Genomic DNA, 15,425 nt, shown 5'->3' with positions numbered 1-15,425 from the left:
TCTTCTCCCCGCTCGACTTGCATGTGTTAGGCACGCCGCCAGCGTTCGTCCTGAGCCAGGATCAAACTCTCAAATTAAAAGTTTGCCTTGGCTGCTTCTTTCGTTTCCTACTCGAAGCGTCTTCCTCCAACCAATATGGAGGTGACTCAAAAAAATTTACTCTGGTCTTATTACCTATTTCTGTTTAATTTTCAAAGAGCTACGTCACTTGTAGGGTGACTTCCTTTATTATGGCCCAGCCATAATGCAATGTCAACGGATTCGGAGGCTTGAAGCGCCTTGAATCAGGCAACTTGTACATATTAACACGCTTTAATAGACACGGTTTTGCCGATAACCCAACCTGAAGCAAAATAATGGTATTTTGCTTCAATTTACTCGATTTTTCTCTTGTTTACGTTTATTGATACGCTAGGGTTAGTGTACGCCAACAACATGTATTTTGGACATCAAATCTTTGATTTCCTGTAACTTCCAGTTAACATATTCTTAATGTAAACCTTTAATTTTAGACCAGAAACAGCAAACGCTCCCATTAAGGGAGCGTTCATTTATAGCCATTTCGACGATATTGAGGTTAAGCTATCAACCCATTGTACGCCCTATATTATCGTTCCCGAAGCCCTGTATGGTTTAAGGACCATTCTATAGAACAAAGCCAACAGTACAAGACCCTTGAATACGCTGCTTATTGAGATTGTCCACCACACTCCATTCAAACCTAGCGCTGTATATGTTGAAAGGAAATAGGCTCCAGGTATTCTCAGAGCATTGAAGAAAATACCTACATATGAAGGGATCTTTGTTTTGCCCAGACCATTGAAGGCACCCTGATTGGAGATCTCTATTGACATGAAGACCTGCGAAAGCCCCAATATCCAAAGGTATGATGCGCCCATCCGTATGATTTCAGGTTCTTGGATGAATATGCCAAACAGCTGCTTGGGAAAAACCATGAGCATTATCATAGATAAGAATCCAAGACCTGACACTGCCAGGACTCCTGACCTATAGCCTTTTACAATTCTCTCATATTCCTTGGCTCCGTAGTTCTGGCCAACGAATGCGCTGAGAGCGGTTGAAAATCCACCGGCGGTCATCCAGGAAAGTGATTCTATCTGAGAACCGACCTTCTGTACTGCAATCGCTTCAGGTCCATATACGGCTATTATCCTTGCGACAACCATAGCTATCATTGCAAAGAACCCATTCTGAAGAGATACCGGAAGCCCAAGCCTGATTATTTTCCTTATGTGCTGGATAGAAGGCTTTCTAAAGATGTTAAGACGAAAATAGGTTTCCTTTCTGGTCCTTATATGAACTATGAATAGTGTCGTCACTAACATTTGAGCTGCAACCGTCGCTATAGCAGCTCCCCTGACTCCCAGAGCGGGAAATGGCCCCACTCCATATATAAGGAGTGGATCAAGAATCATGTTTGCTACAAGCCCTGCAAAGTTAAATCGAAAGGGCACCTTGCTAAGCCCGGCTCCATTGAATATTCCGGTAAATACCGGATTCATAAAATTGAAGAATATTCCACAGCCAATCACCAGGAGATATCCCACAGCCATATCTATGACATTTTGGTCTCCAAGTCGGAAAAAGGATATGAGCTGATTCCTGAAGATGATTATGAGCAAGCCGTAGATAGCCGCTATGAAAAGATTCAGTTGTATCGCTGAGACCGCATGTTCTTTTGCACCGTCCTCATCCTTCCGTCCAAGATACTGCGCTACAAACACCTCAGCGCCAGACTTGGAAATCAGTATCAGAGAAAATCCGAACCACATGAAAAAACCTGCAGTTCCTACTGCTGCTACAGCATCACTACCTGATCTTCCTACCCAGAACATATCTGTAAGATTATACGCCATCTGCATGAACGAAGTGCCCATGATTGGAATGGCAAGCTTTGTCAAAGTTATTAGGATGTCTCCTTTAGTAAGATCGATCTTCTTTTCCATTAAATACCTCATCAAAATATAAATGAACTACATGCAAAATATAGCATATCCGTAAATAAATCGCAAAAAAAGTGGATCCCGGATAAAACTCCGGAATCCCCAACAATTCAATTACTTTGCCTTCTCAAGTGCAGCCTTTATAGCATCGATAAGACCCTTTGAAGAATAAGTTGCACCTGATACTGTCGTCAGGGCATCAGCTGAATTTTCATCTTTGACTTCCTTTATAATCGCTTCTGAAGCCTTTCCGAAAAGCTCTGCAGTATCACCGTTCTCAAGAACAGTAACATCTGAAACCTTGCCGGCCTTTACTACAACAGAAACCTTGATTGGCGCCTTGAATCCCTGTGCTTCACCCTCGTATGTACCGTCCTTAAAAGCTGGCTTTGAGGAGCATCCTACAAAAACAGCTGCTGCAAGCAGAGCCGAAGCAATAACCTTAATTGACTTTTTCATTTTAACCTCCTAAACCCGGTGACTTGCATCTCAGCCTTGATGTCTGAAATATGTCTATCTTGGGTATGAAAATGACATTTTTTATTGTACTTGATTTACGAACACAACGCAATATCATATCAGAGTTTTTTACTCTGATTTTCCTTTTCTGCGTTTTCCGGTCAACCTATCTATGGAAACACAAATAAGAGATGTGAAATTTTTCATTTTTTCAACGTACAGACTTCCTTCATCGAGATATTCCCTTGAATATTTCCTTATGAACTCGAAGAGGATACTGCCTTTGTCTTCTCCGATATATTCGACGGCTTCCCCAAACACCACTACAGATTCGTAGTCAGTGCTGAATTTATCGCATAGTATGTCTGAGCGGGTAACCACAGTGAAGGATACCCTGGGATAAGATGCTATATCGCTAAGCTTCTTTCCCTCCTTTGCACAATGTATGTATATGAAGCCATCCTTTACAACATAATTGACTGGTATGCCATATGGAAATCCATCAGTTCCCATAACCGACAATACACCAAATGAGCCCTTTTCAAGCGCCTTTTCAGCCGCACTTAAATCCATTTCCCTGTCTGTTCTTCTCAAAAGTCACTCCTCTCGTCACTAGTCAGTGACATTATAACAAATCTGGTCGGCATTCTGGAAACATCATCAAGCACATCCTTTTCCTTTTTAAAGCCATTTTTCTCAAGGAGCCTTATTGATTGCAGATTCTCTTTCGATGTGAAAGCTTCAATTCTTACTAGGCCAAGTTCTTCAAACCCGATCTCAAGAACCGTCCTAAGTGCTTCAGACATGTAACCATGACCCTCGAACCTTTCAAGCATCTCGTAACCTACTTCAGCGACTGTCTTGTTATCATTGAAATTCCACAGGGTTATGGTTCCTATGAACTCCCGGGTTTCCTTTGCTTCAATGACAAAATACAGCCATCTGCCAGCTTGTGACCCGCCGATGATGTAATCTATGAAGGTCTCAGCCTGACCTATCGAAGTATATGCTTCATTGTCCGTATGTTCTGCAGTCTTCTTATTGCTCTTCAGTACAAGCATATCCAGACTGTCTCGCTTTTCAAGCTGACGAAGGACAAGCCTTTCAGTTTCAACAAATTCATTATTACTCAGGCCACTACCCATACTGTCCCTTTCTCACCTGTCTTCTTGTTATGCATTACGATCTCGAGGAGGTTCTCAGTCCTTGGATCATAGCCCTTTGGCAATTCCAGTATCAGATTGTATCTGTCTGTGCATTTGTCATCCTTAATCTCTTTCTCTACTTCCAGCTCCTGACATTTCTGTTTCTTTCCGTCAAGGAGCATTTCAATCTCAGTCGTGAATCTGTCAGGACTTATGCATTCAATTTTGTCTTTTAGGGCCTTTAATGATACAGGCCTGAAGGAAATCCTTAAAACCTGCTTTTCCCTGTCAAGGAACTTCTTGAAATCAAGGAATTCAATCTCTCCAATCTTTATATCCAGATCTCGCGCTTTGTCTGTGGTTACATTATAGAAGGAAAAGCCGAGACTAGTGACTCCATAGTTATGTGTGCAAAGTATGGACCCGTTAGTCTTTTCATCAGTCTGAAGAAAATAATATCCGTCATTGTCACTGTAACCAGTGGCAATTATGTTCTGAGCCCTGTCGAGAAACAGCACTTCAGCACCTTGCAGCGGTTTCCCGTGGTTATCCATTACCTTACCATGGATTTTTTTCATTACTGTCACCCTCCCATAGTTATTTTTGTAATTTCAGCTCCTCAATGAGCTTCTGTATCCTTTTCGTCCTGGTCTCCTGGGCCTTTGCCTCTTCTATTCCTGTGATGTGCTTCTTACGGAAGGTATAGGATTTTACCTCAAATTTTGCTGTCAGAGCCTCGGACTCAAGTGATGCCCTTACATCGTCCGGAACAGCTACCGTCCGTTCCTCCTCATCCTTCTTGAATCTTACACTCACGTTATCGCCGATAGTTTTACCTATCCTCGACTGAATATCCTTGGTTATCCCAAGTATATAACACTCTGTGCCCATCTTCATTATGGAGCCTCTGTATTCCACACCGTCAAACCTGACATCTGCCTTAATCCTTTTGCTCCCGAATTCCTTTTCGATATCGAATGGAACCTCTACATAAGCTCCACCTTTTCCTGAATCCACAATTATTGCATCAAATTCCAGCATCAGACCAACTCCATTCATTTTTCTCTTTGGCACAATTATACTCCATAGGTGCATAGATGCGCCATAATGGAAAAACCGCAGTCACAGCTGCGGTTAATGTTAGAATATTTTCCTTGTCCACTCTTCACAATTCCAGACATCTGTCACGATGTCTTCATAGAACTCCCTCTCATGGGATACAAGTAGTATGGTGCCCTTGTAAGCCTTGAGAGCTCTCTTCAGCTCTTCCTTAGCATCTACGTCAAGATGGTTTGTAGGCTCGTCCAGAACGAGTATATTTGATTCCCTGTTTATTACCTTCGCCAGCCTGACCTTCGCCTGCTCTCCACCAGAAAGAACCATAATCTTTGACTCGATATGCTTTGTAGTTAGACCGCACTTAGCCAATGCAGTCCTCACCTCATACTGGTTGTAACCAGGGAACGTTTCCCAGAAATCCTCTATGCAGGTATGGTATTGGCCATCTTTGCTTTCCTGCTGGAAGTAGCCTATCTCAAGATTATCCCCAAGCTCGATTTCCCCCTTGTAGGCGGGTATTATACCAAGCAAGCTCTTCAGGAGTGTAGTCTTTCCAAGTCCATTGGCTCCTGTCAGGGCAATCTTCTGTCCTCTTTCAAGATAAACATTGATTGGCTTTGTCAAAGGCTCATCGTATCCTATAATAAGGTCATAAGTCTTGAATACAAGCTTGCTTGATATCCTTGACTCCTTGAAATCAAACGATGGTTTTGGCTTTTCAGCCACAAGCTCAATCTTCTCCATCTTGTCCAGCTTCTTCTGTCTTGATTTAGCCATATTGGAGGTAGCTACCCTTGCCTTGTTTCTTGCTATGAAGTCCTCAAGCCTGTCAATTTCCTGCTGCTGCCTTTCATAGGCAGATTCCACCTGCTTCTTTTTAGCCTCATAAACCGCCATGAAGTCATCATAGTCTCCGACATATCTCGTAAGTGACTTGTTCTCCACGTGGTAAATGAGGTTAACTACACTGTTGAGGAATGGTATGTCATGTGAGATTAGAATGAACGCATTCTCGTAATCAAGCAGAAACCTCTTCAGCCAGTCAATGTGCTCCTCATCGAGATAATTTGTAGGCTCGTCCAGAAGAAGGATATCAGGAGACTCCAGAAGCAGTTTACCCAAAAGAACCTTGCTCCTCTGACCTCCAGAAAGCTCATTGACCTCCCTGTCCAGACCGACATCCCTAAGTCCCAGACCTCTCGCTACCTCTTCTACCTTGGCATCTATAACATAGAAACCATTATGGTCCAGCGTATCCTGAAGAGTGCCCATGTCATCCATCAGCTTGTATAGCTCATCCTCTGTTGCGGTTCCCATCTTTTCACCGATTTCCATGATCTCTTTCTCCATATCATAGAGATAAGAGAACGCTGAACGCAGAACATCCCTTATGGACATTCCTCTTTCGAGCGAGCTGTGCTGGTCGAGATACCCGACCCTGACCCGGCTCGACCATTCTATGGTACCCTCATCCGGCATCAGCTTGTTCGTTATTATGTTCATGAATGTCGACTTTCCTTCACCGTTTGCCCCAATCAGGCCTACATGCTCCCCTTTTAGGAGCCTGAAGCTGACATCCTCGAAAATTGCCCTGTCGCCAAAGCCGTGGCTTATGTTCTTTACTGTCAATATACTCAAGTATTCTACCTCTTTTTTTCAAATAATCCCTGATATTATATCAGATAAATCTCCATAAGGAAAATATTATCGAAAATTGAACATCCATGGAAATCAAGGCTGATTTCCATGGATGTTGTTCAACTTCAATTCAGTTCTTTTGCCAGCTCAGTCCTGAGATGTCCGAGAGCAGAGACTGTAGCCCTGCTTCTTATCCTGTTCCTGTCACCACCTGAAAATACATGCCTGAAAACAGTTATAGTTCCCTTAATGTTGACTCCGATATAAACAAGTCCTACAGGCTTTTCGGGTGATCCGCCATCAGGTCCTGCTATTCCTGTAGTTACAAGCCCCACCTGAGCGCCTGTATTTTCAAGAAGTCCCTTGGCCATAGCATGGCATGTCTCCTCGCTGACTGCGCCGTGGCGCTTCAGTATGACTTCATCAACACCGAGGTATCTGGTCTTGGATTCATTGCTGTAAGTAACAAATGCCTCATCGAATACCTTGGACATACCACCCTCATAGCCAAGCATCCTGCTTGCTATCATTCCGCCGGTAACTGATTCTGCACAGGCAAATTTCAGTTTGTTCCTTATAAGCAGCTCACCGACGACCTTTTCTATGGTGTCGTCATCCTCACCGTAGATATATTCTCCTATCCTGGCTTTTATCTCAGCTACCACAGGATCAATAAGCGCTCTGCAGGCAGATTCATTTTCAGCCTTCGCAGTAATCCTGAGCAGTGACTCAAAGTCCTTGGCATATGGTGCTACTGTAGGATTTTCATTCCCAGTGATGATATCCCTGACCCTCGATGCCATATCCCACTCACCGAGTCCGATTACCTTAAGTGCCTTAGATATTATAGTCGAGTCAAGGTACTTCTCGAGATAAGGCTTTACCTTTTCCTCGAACATTGGAATCATCTCTTTTGGAGGCCCCGGAAGCACAACAATGGACTGTCCTTTCTCATTGGTCATTACGCATCCTGGAGCTGTACCATTGTCATTTTCAAGGATGTATGCATCCTTGGGGAAGAGAGCCTGCTTCTCATTGCCTGCAGTCATTGCCCTTGCACTGTCCCTGAAATATCCTTTGATCCTTTGAAGGCTTGGCTCATGGATGTACAGGTCCTTACCCATCGCCTTGGCAGCTGTCTCCTTTGTGATGTCGTCAGTTGTAGGCCCCAATCCTCCTGTTGCAAATATGATGTCACAATCCTTCAGTGCTGACCGAATTGCATCCAGCAGGCGGTCCTCATTGTCTCCGACTGTTGTCTGTCTGTGTACTGAAATTCCTAATAAGGCCAGCTCCTTCGACAGATAGTGGGAATTTGTGTTTACTATATCCCCGAGCAATATCTCGGTTCCGACTGACAGTATCTCCGCTTTCATGATGTACCCCTCTTAAATATGATGCGATGTATCTCCATACATCACTATCTTTCCAGTATTATTGTCATCAATTTTTACCAGGCTTATGCTCGTCTGCTTAACTACCGGTGTCTTCCAGTACTCGATGAAGCCGCCCTCAGCAAAAAAACTCATCAGAGCTTTGAGCGTTACACCATGGGTTACGACAAGGACATTCGAATCCTTGTTTTCTGATATTATCCTGTCTATTGCCTTTTTGGCCCTATTAAGGATATCGCTGAAGTCTTCGCCAGAATTCTTTTTGAACTTGAACGGATCGGTCCAGTAATTCTCAAAGTTCTCTGTCTCTTCATTCTGAATCTCCTCAAGGGTTCTTCCTTCCCAATCTCCCATATTCATTTCCTTCAGCTCATCCATGAAGATTACCGGTATATCCAGTCCCTCGCTGGCAAATTGCGCCGTAAGTGCTGCTCTCTCTGATGGGCTTGAATATATCCTTTTTATCCCATATTCCCTGACAGCCTTCTTCAGCATTTTTCCCTGCATGACTCCTTTTTCAGTCAAGGGGGAATTCTTCCATCCCTGAAGCCTGCCTTCCTTATTCCAGATTGTTTCACCATGCCTCGTAATGTATAGATTCAACAAATTATCACCGACTTTGTAAATTATTCCTAGGTATATTCTACCATAGAGCTCCGCTCAGGACTCCAAAAATGATTAGTCCTTCATACCTCTCATAAGTGCGACCTTGTACGGGAAAAGCTCACTTATCATGACACCTCTGGCTACTGCAGGATCAGTTTTCATAATAAAGTCCGCCTCTTCGTCATTTAATGCTTCGAATATCACTATGCCGAAGGTAGCATCATTTCCTGTCTGTGTCCTTCCCGCTAAGATAAGGCTGCCTTCCGATTTCATGGTTTTAAGTCTTTCAAAATGGTCATCAACAGCCTTCTCATCCTCAACTGTCCAGGCACCACCATTCGAGAGACGGTCACACAGCTTAAGCACGTAAATATATTCTTTCTTTTCGTTCATTTTCCACTCTCCAAAAAACCGGACATTCATCATGTCCGGCTAAAATTCCAATTATTTTACTTTTCCTCGCTCTCAATCAGGCCGAGAGCTATAGCTCCGACAACTCCGGTATCCTGGCCAAGTTCGGATGGGAGAATCCTTGTAGCTTCCACCATGAAGCTGAAGCACCTTTTGGATGCGCTTTCCTTGATTTTATCGAAGAACAGCTTGCCAATCTTCGATACCCCTCCACCTATTACAATTATCTCAGGATCAAATGCAAGAATAAGGTTCGCTACAGCTATACCGAGATAATCAAATGCTGTATCCAGTATCTCCATGGCAACCTTGTCACCTTCAAGATACGCCTGGTAGACTTCATAGCTCGTTATATTTTCAATGCCTGACAATGATGTCTCTATCCCTGCTTCAACAGCTTCCCTGGCCCTTTTTGCTATGGCCGTGCCGGATGACAGAGCTTCGACGTCGCCGTAGTTCCCGCAATTGCAGCGATGCTTGCTTGAAGGCTCGATTGTCATATGACCTATCTCAAGAGCATTGCTTGTATTTCCTCTGTATGGCCTTCCATTGAGGACAGCACCACCGCCAACTCCTGTCGAAACGGTCATGTATACGATGTTTTGTGCACCTTTACCTGCACCAAAGGTGTATTCCCCGAGAGCTGCCACATTGGCATCATTGTCAAGGTATACAGGTATACCAAATCTGTTCTTTATCGGAGTTACAATGTCAAAATTCTTAAAGGGGAGATTCGGAGTTGTGATGATCACACCCCTCTTTGAATCAAGAGGTCCAGGCGAACCTATTCCGATTGCCCTTACTTCTTCTTCCTTTATCTGGGATGCTTCCAGAACCATTGAAATTGAGTCCATGAGCCTGCCGAGAACTACTTCCTCACCAAGAGACGAGCCCGTTGCCAGCGTAGTCTTCTCAATTATGTCGCCAGTCAGGCTGCTGATTGCAGTCGTAATCTTTGTTCCTCCAAGATCTACTCCAATAACGTATTTCTTCATAATACGGGGCTTCCAGGGCAGGTCACCCACTCTCAACTCCTTCATAAATTTATGGTAGGAAAATACTGTCTATTAGTTATTCCATATAATTATATCATAAGAGATGCAGAGGGTTATACGTAGTCTTTAAGCAAATTATGCCTTATAAACTACAGTCTGTGTGCTGGCCCGAAATTCCATATTGGTACCAGATTTTGTAAAACACTCGAAACGTTTCGCGCATTCTTTGACATTGCAATATGCTATGTGTATCATTTATCACATGAGCAATTTTGACTGGAAATATGGAAATCAGCTATCAGGCTGACTTCAACACAAAAGATAAGGGATGGTATGTCATAATGTTAGAAATACTCGTTAAAGCCGGCAGCTATGTGCTGATGATCATAATCGGTTATGTCATGAAAAGGGCTGGAATTTTCGGCAGAGAAGCCGTAAAGATTCTTTCAAACATCATTCTCATGGTTACACTGCCTGCAGCAGTCATATCAAGCTTTGCAAATTACAACAGACAGATGTCTCTTGCAGTGCTTGTTCTCTTCGGAATATTCATGAACCTTCTTTTCATCGGTATCGGATACCTTTCAGCACTGAGAAAATCAAATACGGAGAAGTCGTTCGGAATAATAAACTATTCGGGATACAACATAGGAACGTTTGCCATGCCGTATCTCCAAAACTTCATCGGACCAATGGGTATTGTAGTAGCAGTTCTTTTCGACACAGGTAATGCAATAATGACAACAGGTGTTACCTACGCCATCGCGTCGAGGTTTGTAAGCAATGCAAAATTCGAGATTGCTGAATTCATAAGGAAAGTCACTTCATCAGTCCCTTTTGACATTTATGTCGTAATGATGCTGCTTTATTTCATGAATATCAGGCTGCCATGGTTCATTTACGAGGTTGCGGGCAATATCGGCAGAGCAAATGCTTTCCTGTCGATGTTCATGATTGGAATTGTCTTTGAAATCCCAAAAAACTTAAGGCAGCTTGGTGATGTATTCAAGATCCTCCTCATACGATACTCAGTGTCTGCACTAGCATCGATAATTCTATATAGCATCCCGATCTTCAGCCTTGAAGTGAGGCAGATACTCATAATACTTCTGTTCTCTCCTGTTTCCGGAGTCAATGTAATAAGCACACTGCGATGTAATGCTGATGTAGAAAAGTCCGGTGCCATAAACTCCATATCCATAATCCTGAGTCTCATCATCATGACCTTGCTAATACAAGTCTTTGGATATTAAGCTTTAGTACTAGTATTATATATGGCCATACATATACAAATTTCCAATTAAAGGGAGTGGGAATCAAGAGATCCTCACTCCCTTCATTTTTATTCCTTGGCCTCTTTTGCGGCCTTTGCCTTTTCGACTATCTTTGGAACTTCTGCAGCAGGCACTTCTTCGTACCTTGCGAATTCCATCCTGAATTCTCCTCTTGCCTGTGTCATGGATCTAAGGTCAGTTGAATATTTGAACATTTCACCCTGAGGTACCTCGGCCATTACCTTCTGAAGTCCATCAACCGGCTCCATTCCAAGTATCTTGCCTCTCTTCTTGTTGATATCTCCTATGACATCTCCCATATATTCATCCGGAACTGTCACTTCGACTCTCATGATAGGCTCAAGAAGAATCGGTGATGCCATTTCCATGCCCTTTTTGAATGCCAGGTTGGCAGCAACCTTGAACGCCATTTCAGATGAGTCAACCGGATGGAATGAGCCATCATGAAGTGTTGCCTTAAGCTTGATTACCGGGTATCCAGCAAGTACGCCTTCCTTTATCGAATCCCTCAAACCCTTCTCAACAGCAGGTATGAAGTTTCTCGGCACAACGCCTCCAACTACCGCGTCTACGAATTGCAGGTCAACTTCTCCGTCAGTTCTTGGTTCAAACTTTATAACTACGTCTCCGTACTGACCGTGTCCTCCGGACTGCTTTTTATGCTTTCCCTGGACATCCGACATCTTCTTGATTGTCTCCCTGTATGCAACCTTTGGAAGCTCAAGTCTTACATCTGCACCAAACTTGTTTTTGAGTTTGGATGCAAGTATTTCAATGTGCGTCTCTCCGAGTCCGGAAATAAGGGTCTCCGCATTTTCAGTATCTCTCTTTACAGTGAATGTTGGATCTTCATCCAGAAGCCTTGAAAGGCCTGATGATATCTTTTCTTCATCTCCCTTTGACTTTGGTATTACAGACATTGTCATTACAGGCTCAGGGAAATTGAATTTGTCGTATACTACCTTGAATTTAGGATCACAGAGGGAATCTCCCGTCTTTGTGTACTGCAGTTTCGATACAGCTCCAATGTCGCCTGCGATGACCTTAGTTGTCTGGAACTGCTGCTTTCCTCTGAGGAAGAACAGGTTCGACAGCTTTTCCTGCTTGTCGCTGTTTGTATTCACAACGACCTGATCCGGCTTTACGTTTCCGGTTATTACCCTGAAAAGCGATATTTTTCCAACGAACGGATCTGCAATAGTCTTGAATACAAGCGCTGAAAATGGCTTGTCTTCGGTCAGCCCGATAAACACCTCTTCGTTGTTTGAAAGGTCTACTGCCTTTTGAGGTATTGCATACTCAGGGGTAGGGAAACACTCCAGAATGTCTTCAAGGAGAGTCGTCATTCCTATGACCTTCGTTGCGCTTCCGCACATAACAGGCGCTATGTCTCCACTTACGCAGCCCTTTATAAGTGCGTTGTATATCTCTTCCTTGGTCAGCTCTTCTCCGCCTATAAATTTATCAAGTAAAACCTCGTCAGTCTGAGCGACTGATTCGACTATCATTTCCTTAAGCTCTGCAACCTTATCCTCATATTCTTCAGGAACTGGCTGCTCCATCATTTCAAATGTAACAGGATCATGTATCCTGGCCCTGTTTGAGATTACGTTTATAACACCGCGGAAATTCTCTGCAGTGCCTATTGGGTATTGTATAGGTACTACTGACATGCCGTACTTTTCCTTCAGGCTGTCAAATACCTTATCAAATTCAGTGTTCTCCCTGTCCAGCTTGTTGATGTAGAACGCTCTTGGCAATTTGATCTTGTTGACGTATGCCCATGATTTATCCGTGCCTACTTCGATTCCTGAAGCTGCGGATACTACTATTGTAGCTATGTCTACCGCTCTCATTCCCTGGATGCCTTCTCCCATGAAGTCAAAATAACCCGGTATGTCAACCAGGTTGATCTTAGTTTCCTGGTATGCGAAAGGAGCCACAGAAGCCTGGAGTGATATCTGCCTCTTCTTCTCTTCAGGATCAAAATCCGTTGTAGTTGTTCCATCCTCAACTTTTCCCAGCCTGTCGATGGACTTGGTGTAGTAGAGAAGAGCCTCAGCGAGAGTTGTCTTTCCAGTGCCGCTGTGGCCGATTAGTCCGACGTTTCGTAAATTTTTGATACTGTACTCTTTGATGTGCATATCATTTCCTCCTTCTTGTGTCTAGCCTCGAAGTTAAATGTAAACCTTTAACCTACCACATTAGCATATCAAATTTTCAGAGTATTTTCTATCTTTAGTTTATACTTTGGCCTATTTTCAGTTATTTTACCTGCTTTTATTACGATTTAAGCAATATTTTTTATTGCTGCAGCTTATCATGGTTTATAATTATATTGTTGAAGGAGTTGACTGATTTGATTATTGAGAACGAGAAGGACCTTGAGGGTCTAAGAAGAATAGGACGGATCGTTGCCATCGCAAGAGATGAAATGGCCAAAGCTGTCAAGGTTGGAATAACAACACTTGAACTTGATGAGATAGGCAAGAAGGTGTTAGAGGACAATGGCGCTGTTTCAGCACCAAAAAGCGAGTATGATTTCCCTGGTTTCAACTGTATAAGTGTGAATGATGTGGTAGCCCATGGCATCCCATCAGAGTATAAGCTAAATCCTGGAGATTCAATTAACATCGACGTATCCGCCTCCCTTGACGGCTACTATGCTGATACAGGTATGACCTTAGTGATCCCCCCGGCAAAATACAAGCAGGCGAAGCTTGTAGAAGTTTCAAAGGCAGCCCTCTACAAATCGATCGAGAAGGCAGTTGTAGGCACGAGGACTAATAATCTTGGAAGAGTAATCTATGATGAGGCTAGGAAGAGCGGATTCAACGTAATCAGGAACCTTACTGGTCACGGAGTCGGCAGAAGCCTTCATGAGGATCCTGAGAACATATTCAACTATAACGAAAAACGCGGATCCATAATCCTTAAGAAAGGCCATGTTCTAGCTATTGAAACCTTCATTTCCGAAGGAGACGACTATGTTGAGGAATATGCTGACGGATGGACGCTTAAGACACCAAACCAGCACCAAGTGGTCCAGTTCGAGCATACCGTGGTAGTCACCGAGGGTAAGCCGTTAATACTTACTCTGGGAGAATTATCCGACTTCTATAGTCCTGATGAGAAATAATGTTGAATTCGAAGCAAAATAAGAGAGATGCCACTAAGGTATCTCTCTCTTATATTGTCACGAACCTGTCATATGCCTGTCGATGAAATGTGTCACATAACGCAGTGCTCTAGCTGCTTCTGGAACCGACTTCCCAAAGACTGGAAAAACATGGAACATCCTATTCCAGACCTGAACCTCAACATTCACACCTTCCTTGTGTGCCTTCTCTGCAAGATCAAGTGAGTCTGAAAGCAATATTTCGTCTCCCCCGACGATTATTAGAATTGGAGGAAACCCGTTGAAGGTTCCATATATCGGTGACACAAGGGGATTCTCATATTCATCAGGAGAAGCGTATTGTGGAGCAAAATCCATTTTCCGGCTGAAAATCAAATCTTTGCTCCTGTTCGTAATGTGGCTTTCTCCCCTTGACATTAGGTCAGTCCATGGAGAAAAGGCAACAATTGCCTTGGGCAGAGGTTTTCCAATCTGTTTCAGCTTGTGTACCAGTGAGAACGCAAGCCCTCCTCCGGCTGAATCTCCAATTACTACAATCTTTGAAGGTGAATATCTCTCAAGCAGATATTCGTATGCGTTCAGCGCATCATCAAGAGCTGCCGGAAACTTATTCTCTGGAGCAAGACGATATTCGACAGACAAGGTCCTTACTCCGAATTCATCTGCAAAATTTATTCCATTCCTTCTCATATAAGCGCCACCACCGAACGTATAACCTCCACCGTGCAGATACATTATACATTCATCCTGTGATGCTCCCCTTGGTATTGAAAGCATGCAGGACATATCGCCAATGATAACATCCTCAATTGATACTCCCTCAGGAACCTTAACCTTCAGTTTTTCTTCAGTCAGCTTTCTCAGTTTGTCAGTATCACCCAAATTAAGGGATATTCTTGCTTTACTTATCATCCTGGTAAGAATTGATGGACTTTCATTCATAAAAAGGACGTATGGCTTCTTATCCAAAATCTCATCTCCATTATAATATCATCCAATATAATGAATTATACCACATATGCCATACTTTAAATTACAAAGCGACTACACTTGATTTTTACGACAAAAAAACCGGCAACTCTGCCGGTTTAAAAAATTGTCCGCAAAATAAAAATGGCTCCGCGAAGAGGGCTCGAACCTCCAACCTATCGGTTAACAGCCGAGTGCTCCACCATTGAGCTATCGCGGAATATCCATTTTTATATCTTTTTTTAAAAAGATAAATCTGGCGACGACCTACTTTCCCACAGAGCTTCCCCTGCAGTATCATTGGCACCTTGAGGCTTAACCGTCGTGTTCGGAATGGGAACGGGTGTAACC

At 43.3% G+C, this 15,425-nt stretch carries 15 protein-coding genes, 1 tRNA gene and 2 rRNA genes; 2 read left to right on the top strand and 16 right to left on the bottom strand.

Annotated elements, in window-relative coordinates; genetic code table 11:
* The 12 genes from J2Z34_RS16775 to J2Z34_RS16720 all read right to left on the bottom strand — a co-directional run.
* Positions 1-77: ribosomal RNA gene (locus J2Z34_RS16775) — 16S ribosomal RNA — on the bottom strand; the annotation flags it as partial.
* A 525-nt stretch (positions 78-602) separates the two neighbouring features.
* Positions 603-1,967 carry an MATE family efflux transporter gene (locus tag J2Z34_RS16770; RefSeq protein ID WP_209461019.1) on the bottom strand — a complete coding sequence of 455 codons (1,365 nt, stop codon included), beginning with the start codon at positions 1,965-1,967 and terminating at the stop codon, positions 603-605.
* A gap of 111 nt (positions 1,968-2,078) precedes the next feature.
* Positions 2,079-2,423, bottom strand: coding sequence for an FMN-binding protein (locus J2Z34_RS16765; protein ID WP_209461018.1), 345 nt, complete (start codon positions 2,421-2,423; stop codon positions 2,079-2,081).
* Between the two features lie 129 nt (positions 2,424-2,552).
* Positions 2,553-3,017: a pyridoxamine 5'-phosphate oxidase family protein gene (locus J2Z34_RS16760; protein ID WP_209461017.1), complete on the bottom strand. Its 465-nt coding sequence runs from the start codon at positions 3,015-3,017 to the stop codon at positions 2,553-2,555.
* The gene (locus J2Z34_RS16755; protein ID WP_209461016.1) at positions 3,014-3,568 is read right to left on the bottom strand and encodes a GNAT family N-acetyltransferase; all 555 of its coding nucleotides are present in this window, start codon (positions 3,566-3,568) and stop codon (positions 3,014-3,016) included. The genes J2Z34_RS16760 and J2Z34_RS16755 overlap by 4 nt, the downstream gene beginning before the upstream one ends.
* Positions 3,553-4,146 carry a carboxypeptidase-like regulatory domain-containing protein gene (locus tag J2Z34_RS16750; protein ID WP_209461015.1) on the bottom strand — a complete coding sequence of 198 codons (594 nt, stop codon included), beginning with the start codon at positions 4,144-4,146 and terminating at the stop codon, positions 3,553-3,555. Before J2Z34_RS16750 ends, J2Z34_RS16755 begins: the two co-directional genes overlap by 16 nt.
* A gap of 19 nt (positions 4,147-4,165) precedes the next feature.
* Entirely contained in the window at positions 4,166-4,642 is a 477-nt protein-coding gene (locus J2Z34_RS16745; RefSeq protein ID WP_342453223.1) for a YdeI/OmpD-associated family protein, read from the bottom strand.
* Positions 4,643-4,708: 66 nt separating this feature from the next.
* Positions 4,709-6,265: an ABC-F family ATP-binding cassette domain-containing protein gene (locus tag J2Z34_RS16740; protein WP_209461014.1), complete on the bottom strand. Its 1,557-nt coding sequence runs from the start codon at positions 6,263-6,265 to the stop codon at positions 4,709-4,711.
* A gap of 125 nt (positions 6,266-6,390) precedes the next feature.
* Positions 6,391-7,641, bottom strand: coding sequence for a competence/damage-inducible protein A (locus J2Z34_RS16735; protein ID WP_209461013.1), 1,251 nt, complete (start codon positions 7,639-7,641; stop codon positions 6,391-6,393).
* Positions 7,642-7,653: 12 nt separating this feature from the next.
* Positions 7,654-8,262, bottom strand: coding sequence for a histidine phosphatase family protein (locus J2Z34_RS16730; RefSeq protein ID WP_209461012.1), 609 nt, complete (start codon positions 8,260-8,262; stop codon positions 7,654-7,656).
* Between the two features lie 75 nt (positions 8,263-8,337).
* Positions 8,338-8,658 (bottom strand): YciI family protein, encoded by a 321-nt coding sequence (locus J2Z34_RS16725; RefSeq protein ID WP_209461011.1) that lies wholly within the window; start codon positions 8,656-8,658, stop codon positions 8,338-8,340.
* 56 nt (positions 8,659-8,714) lie between these two features.
* Complete coding sequence (locus J2Z34_RS16720) at positions 8,715-9,671, bottom strand: ROK family protein (protein WP_209461010.1); 957 nt, start codon at positions 9,669-9,671, stop codon at positions 8,715-8,717.
* Between the two features lie 284 nt (positions 9,672-9,955).
* Here J2Z34_RS16720 and J2Z34_RS16715 point away from each other — a divergent pair, with 284 nt between their 5' ends.
* Positions 9,956-10,924, top strand: a complete 969-nt coding sequence (locus J2Z34_RS16715; RefSeq protein ID WP_209461009.1) for an AEC family transporter — start codon at positions 9,956-9,958, stop codon at positions 10,922-10,924.
* A gap of 89 nt (positions 10,925-11,013) precedes the next feature.
* Here the strand turns inward: J2Z34_RS16715 and fusA are convergent, their stop codons facing one another.
* Positions 11,014-13,104: an elongation factor G gene (gene fusA / locus J2Z34_RS16710; RefSeq protein WP_209461021.1), complete on the bottom strand. Its 2,091-nt coding sequence runs from the start codon at positions 13,102-13,104 to the stop codon at positions 11,014-11,016.
* Positions 13,105-13,307: 203 nt separating this feature from the next.
* Between fusA and map the strand changes: the two genes are divergently transcribed.
* Positions 13,308-14,105: a type I methionyl aminopeptidase gene (map, locus tag J2Z34_RS16705; protein ID WP_245250890.1), complete on the top strand. Its 798-nt coding sequence runs from the start codon at positions 13,308-13,310 to the stop codon at positions 14,103-14,105.
* Between the two features lie 57 nt (positions 14,106-14,162).
* Here map and J2Z34_RS16700 read toward each other — a convergent pair whose 3' ends face one another.
* From J2Z34_RS16700 to rrf, 3 genes are all read right to left on the bottom strand, one after another.
* Positions 14,163-15,017: an alpha/beta hydrolase gene (locus J2Z34_RS16700; protein ID WP_209461008.1), complete on the bottom strand. Its 855-nt coding sequence runs from the start codon at positions 15,015-15,017 to the stop codon at positions 14,163-14,165.
* A 202-nt stretch (positions 15,018-15,219) separates the two neighbouring features.
* Positions 15,220-15,294, bottom strand: a tRNA-Asn gene (locus tag J2Z34_RS16695).
* Between the two features lie 34 nt (positions 15,295-15,328).
* Positions 15,329-15,425 (bottom strand): 5S ribosomal RNA (rrf, locus tag J2Z34_RS16690); the annotation flags it as partial.

Origin of the sequence: Youngiibacter multivorans (assembly GCF_017873395.1) — a bacterium.
In the GTDB taxonomy this organism is placed as follows: domain Bacteria; phylum Bacillota; class Clostridia; order Clostridiales; family Clostridiaceae; genus Youngiibacter; species Youngiibacter multivorans.
This window is presented reverse-complemented; position numbering and strand designations above follow the sequence as displayed.

Bases quoted from the DNA above. Each gene is read 5' to 3' on its own strand.
- J2Z34_RS16770 (WP_209461019.1), bottom strand. From the start codon at position 1,967: ATGGAAAAGAAGATCGATCTTACTAAAGGAGACATCCTAATAACTTTG.
- J2Z34_RS16765 (WP_209461018.1), bottom strand. From the start codon at position 2,423: ATGAAAAAGTCAATTAAGGTTATTGCTTCGGCTCTGCTTGCAGCAGCT.
- J2Z34_RS16755 (WP_209461016.1), bottom strand. From the start codon at position 3,568: ATGGGTAGTGGCCTGAGTAATAATGAATTTGTTGAAACTGAAAGGCTT.
- J2Z34_RS16750 (WP_209461015.1), bottom strand. From the start codon at position 4,146: ATGAAAAAAATCCATGGTAAGGTAATGGATAACCACGGGAAACCGCTG.
- J2Z34_RS16735 (WP_209461013.1), bottom strand. From the start codon at position 7,641: ATGAAAGCGGAGATACTGTCAGTCGGAACCGAGATATTGCTCGGGGAT.
- J2Z34_RS16725 (WP_209461011.1), bottom strand. From the start codon at position 8,658: ATGAACGAAAAGAAAGAATATATTTACGTGCTTAAGCTGTGTGACCGT.
- J2Z34_RS16720 (WP_209461010.1), bottom strand. From the start codon at position 9,671: ATGAAGAAATACGTTATTGGAGTAGATCTTGGAGGAACAAAGATTACG.
- J2Z34_RS16715 (WP_209461009.1), top strand. From the start codon at position 9,956: ATGGAAATCAGCTATCAGGCTGACTTCAACACAAAAGATAAGGGATGG.
- J2Z34_RS16700 (WP_209461008.1), bottom strand. From the start codon at position 15,017: ATGATAAGTAAAGCAAGAATATCCCTTAATTTGGGTGATACTGACAAA.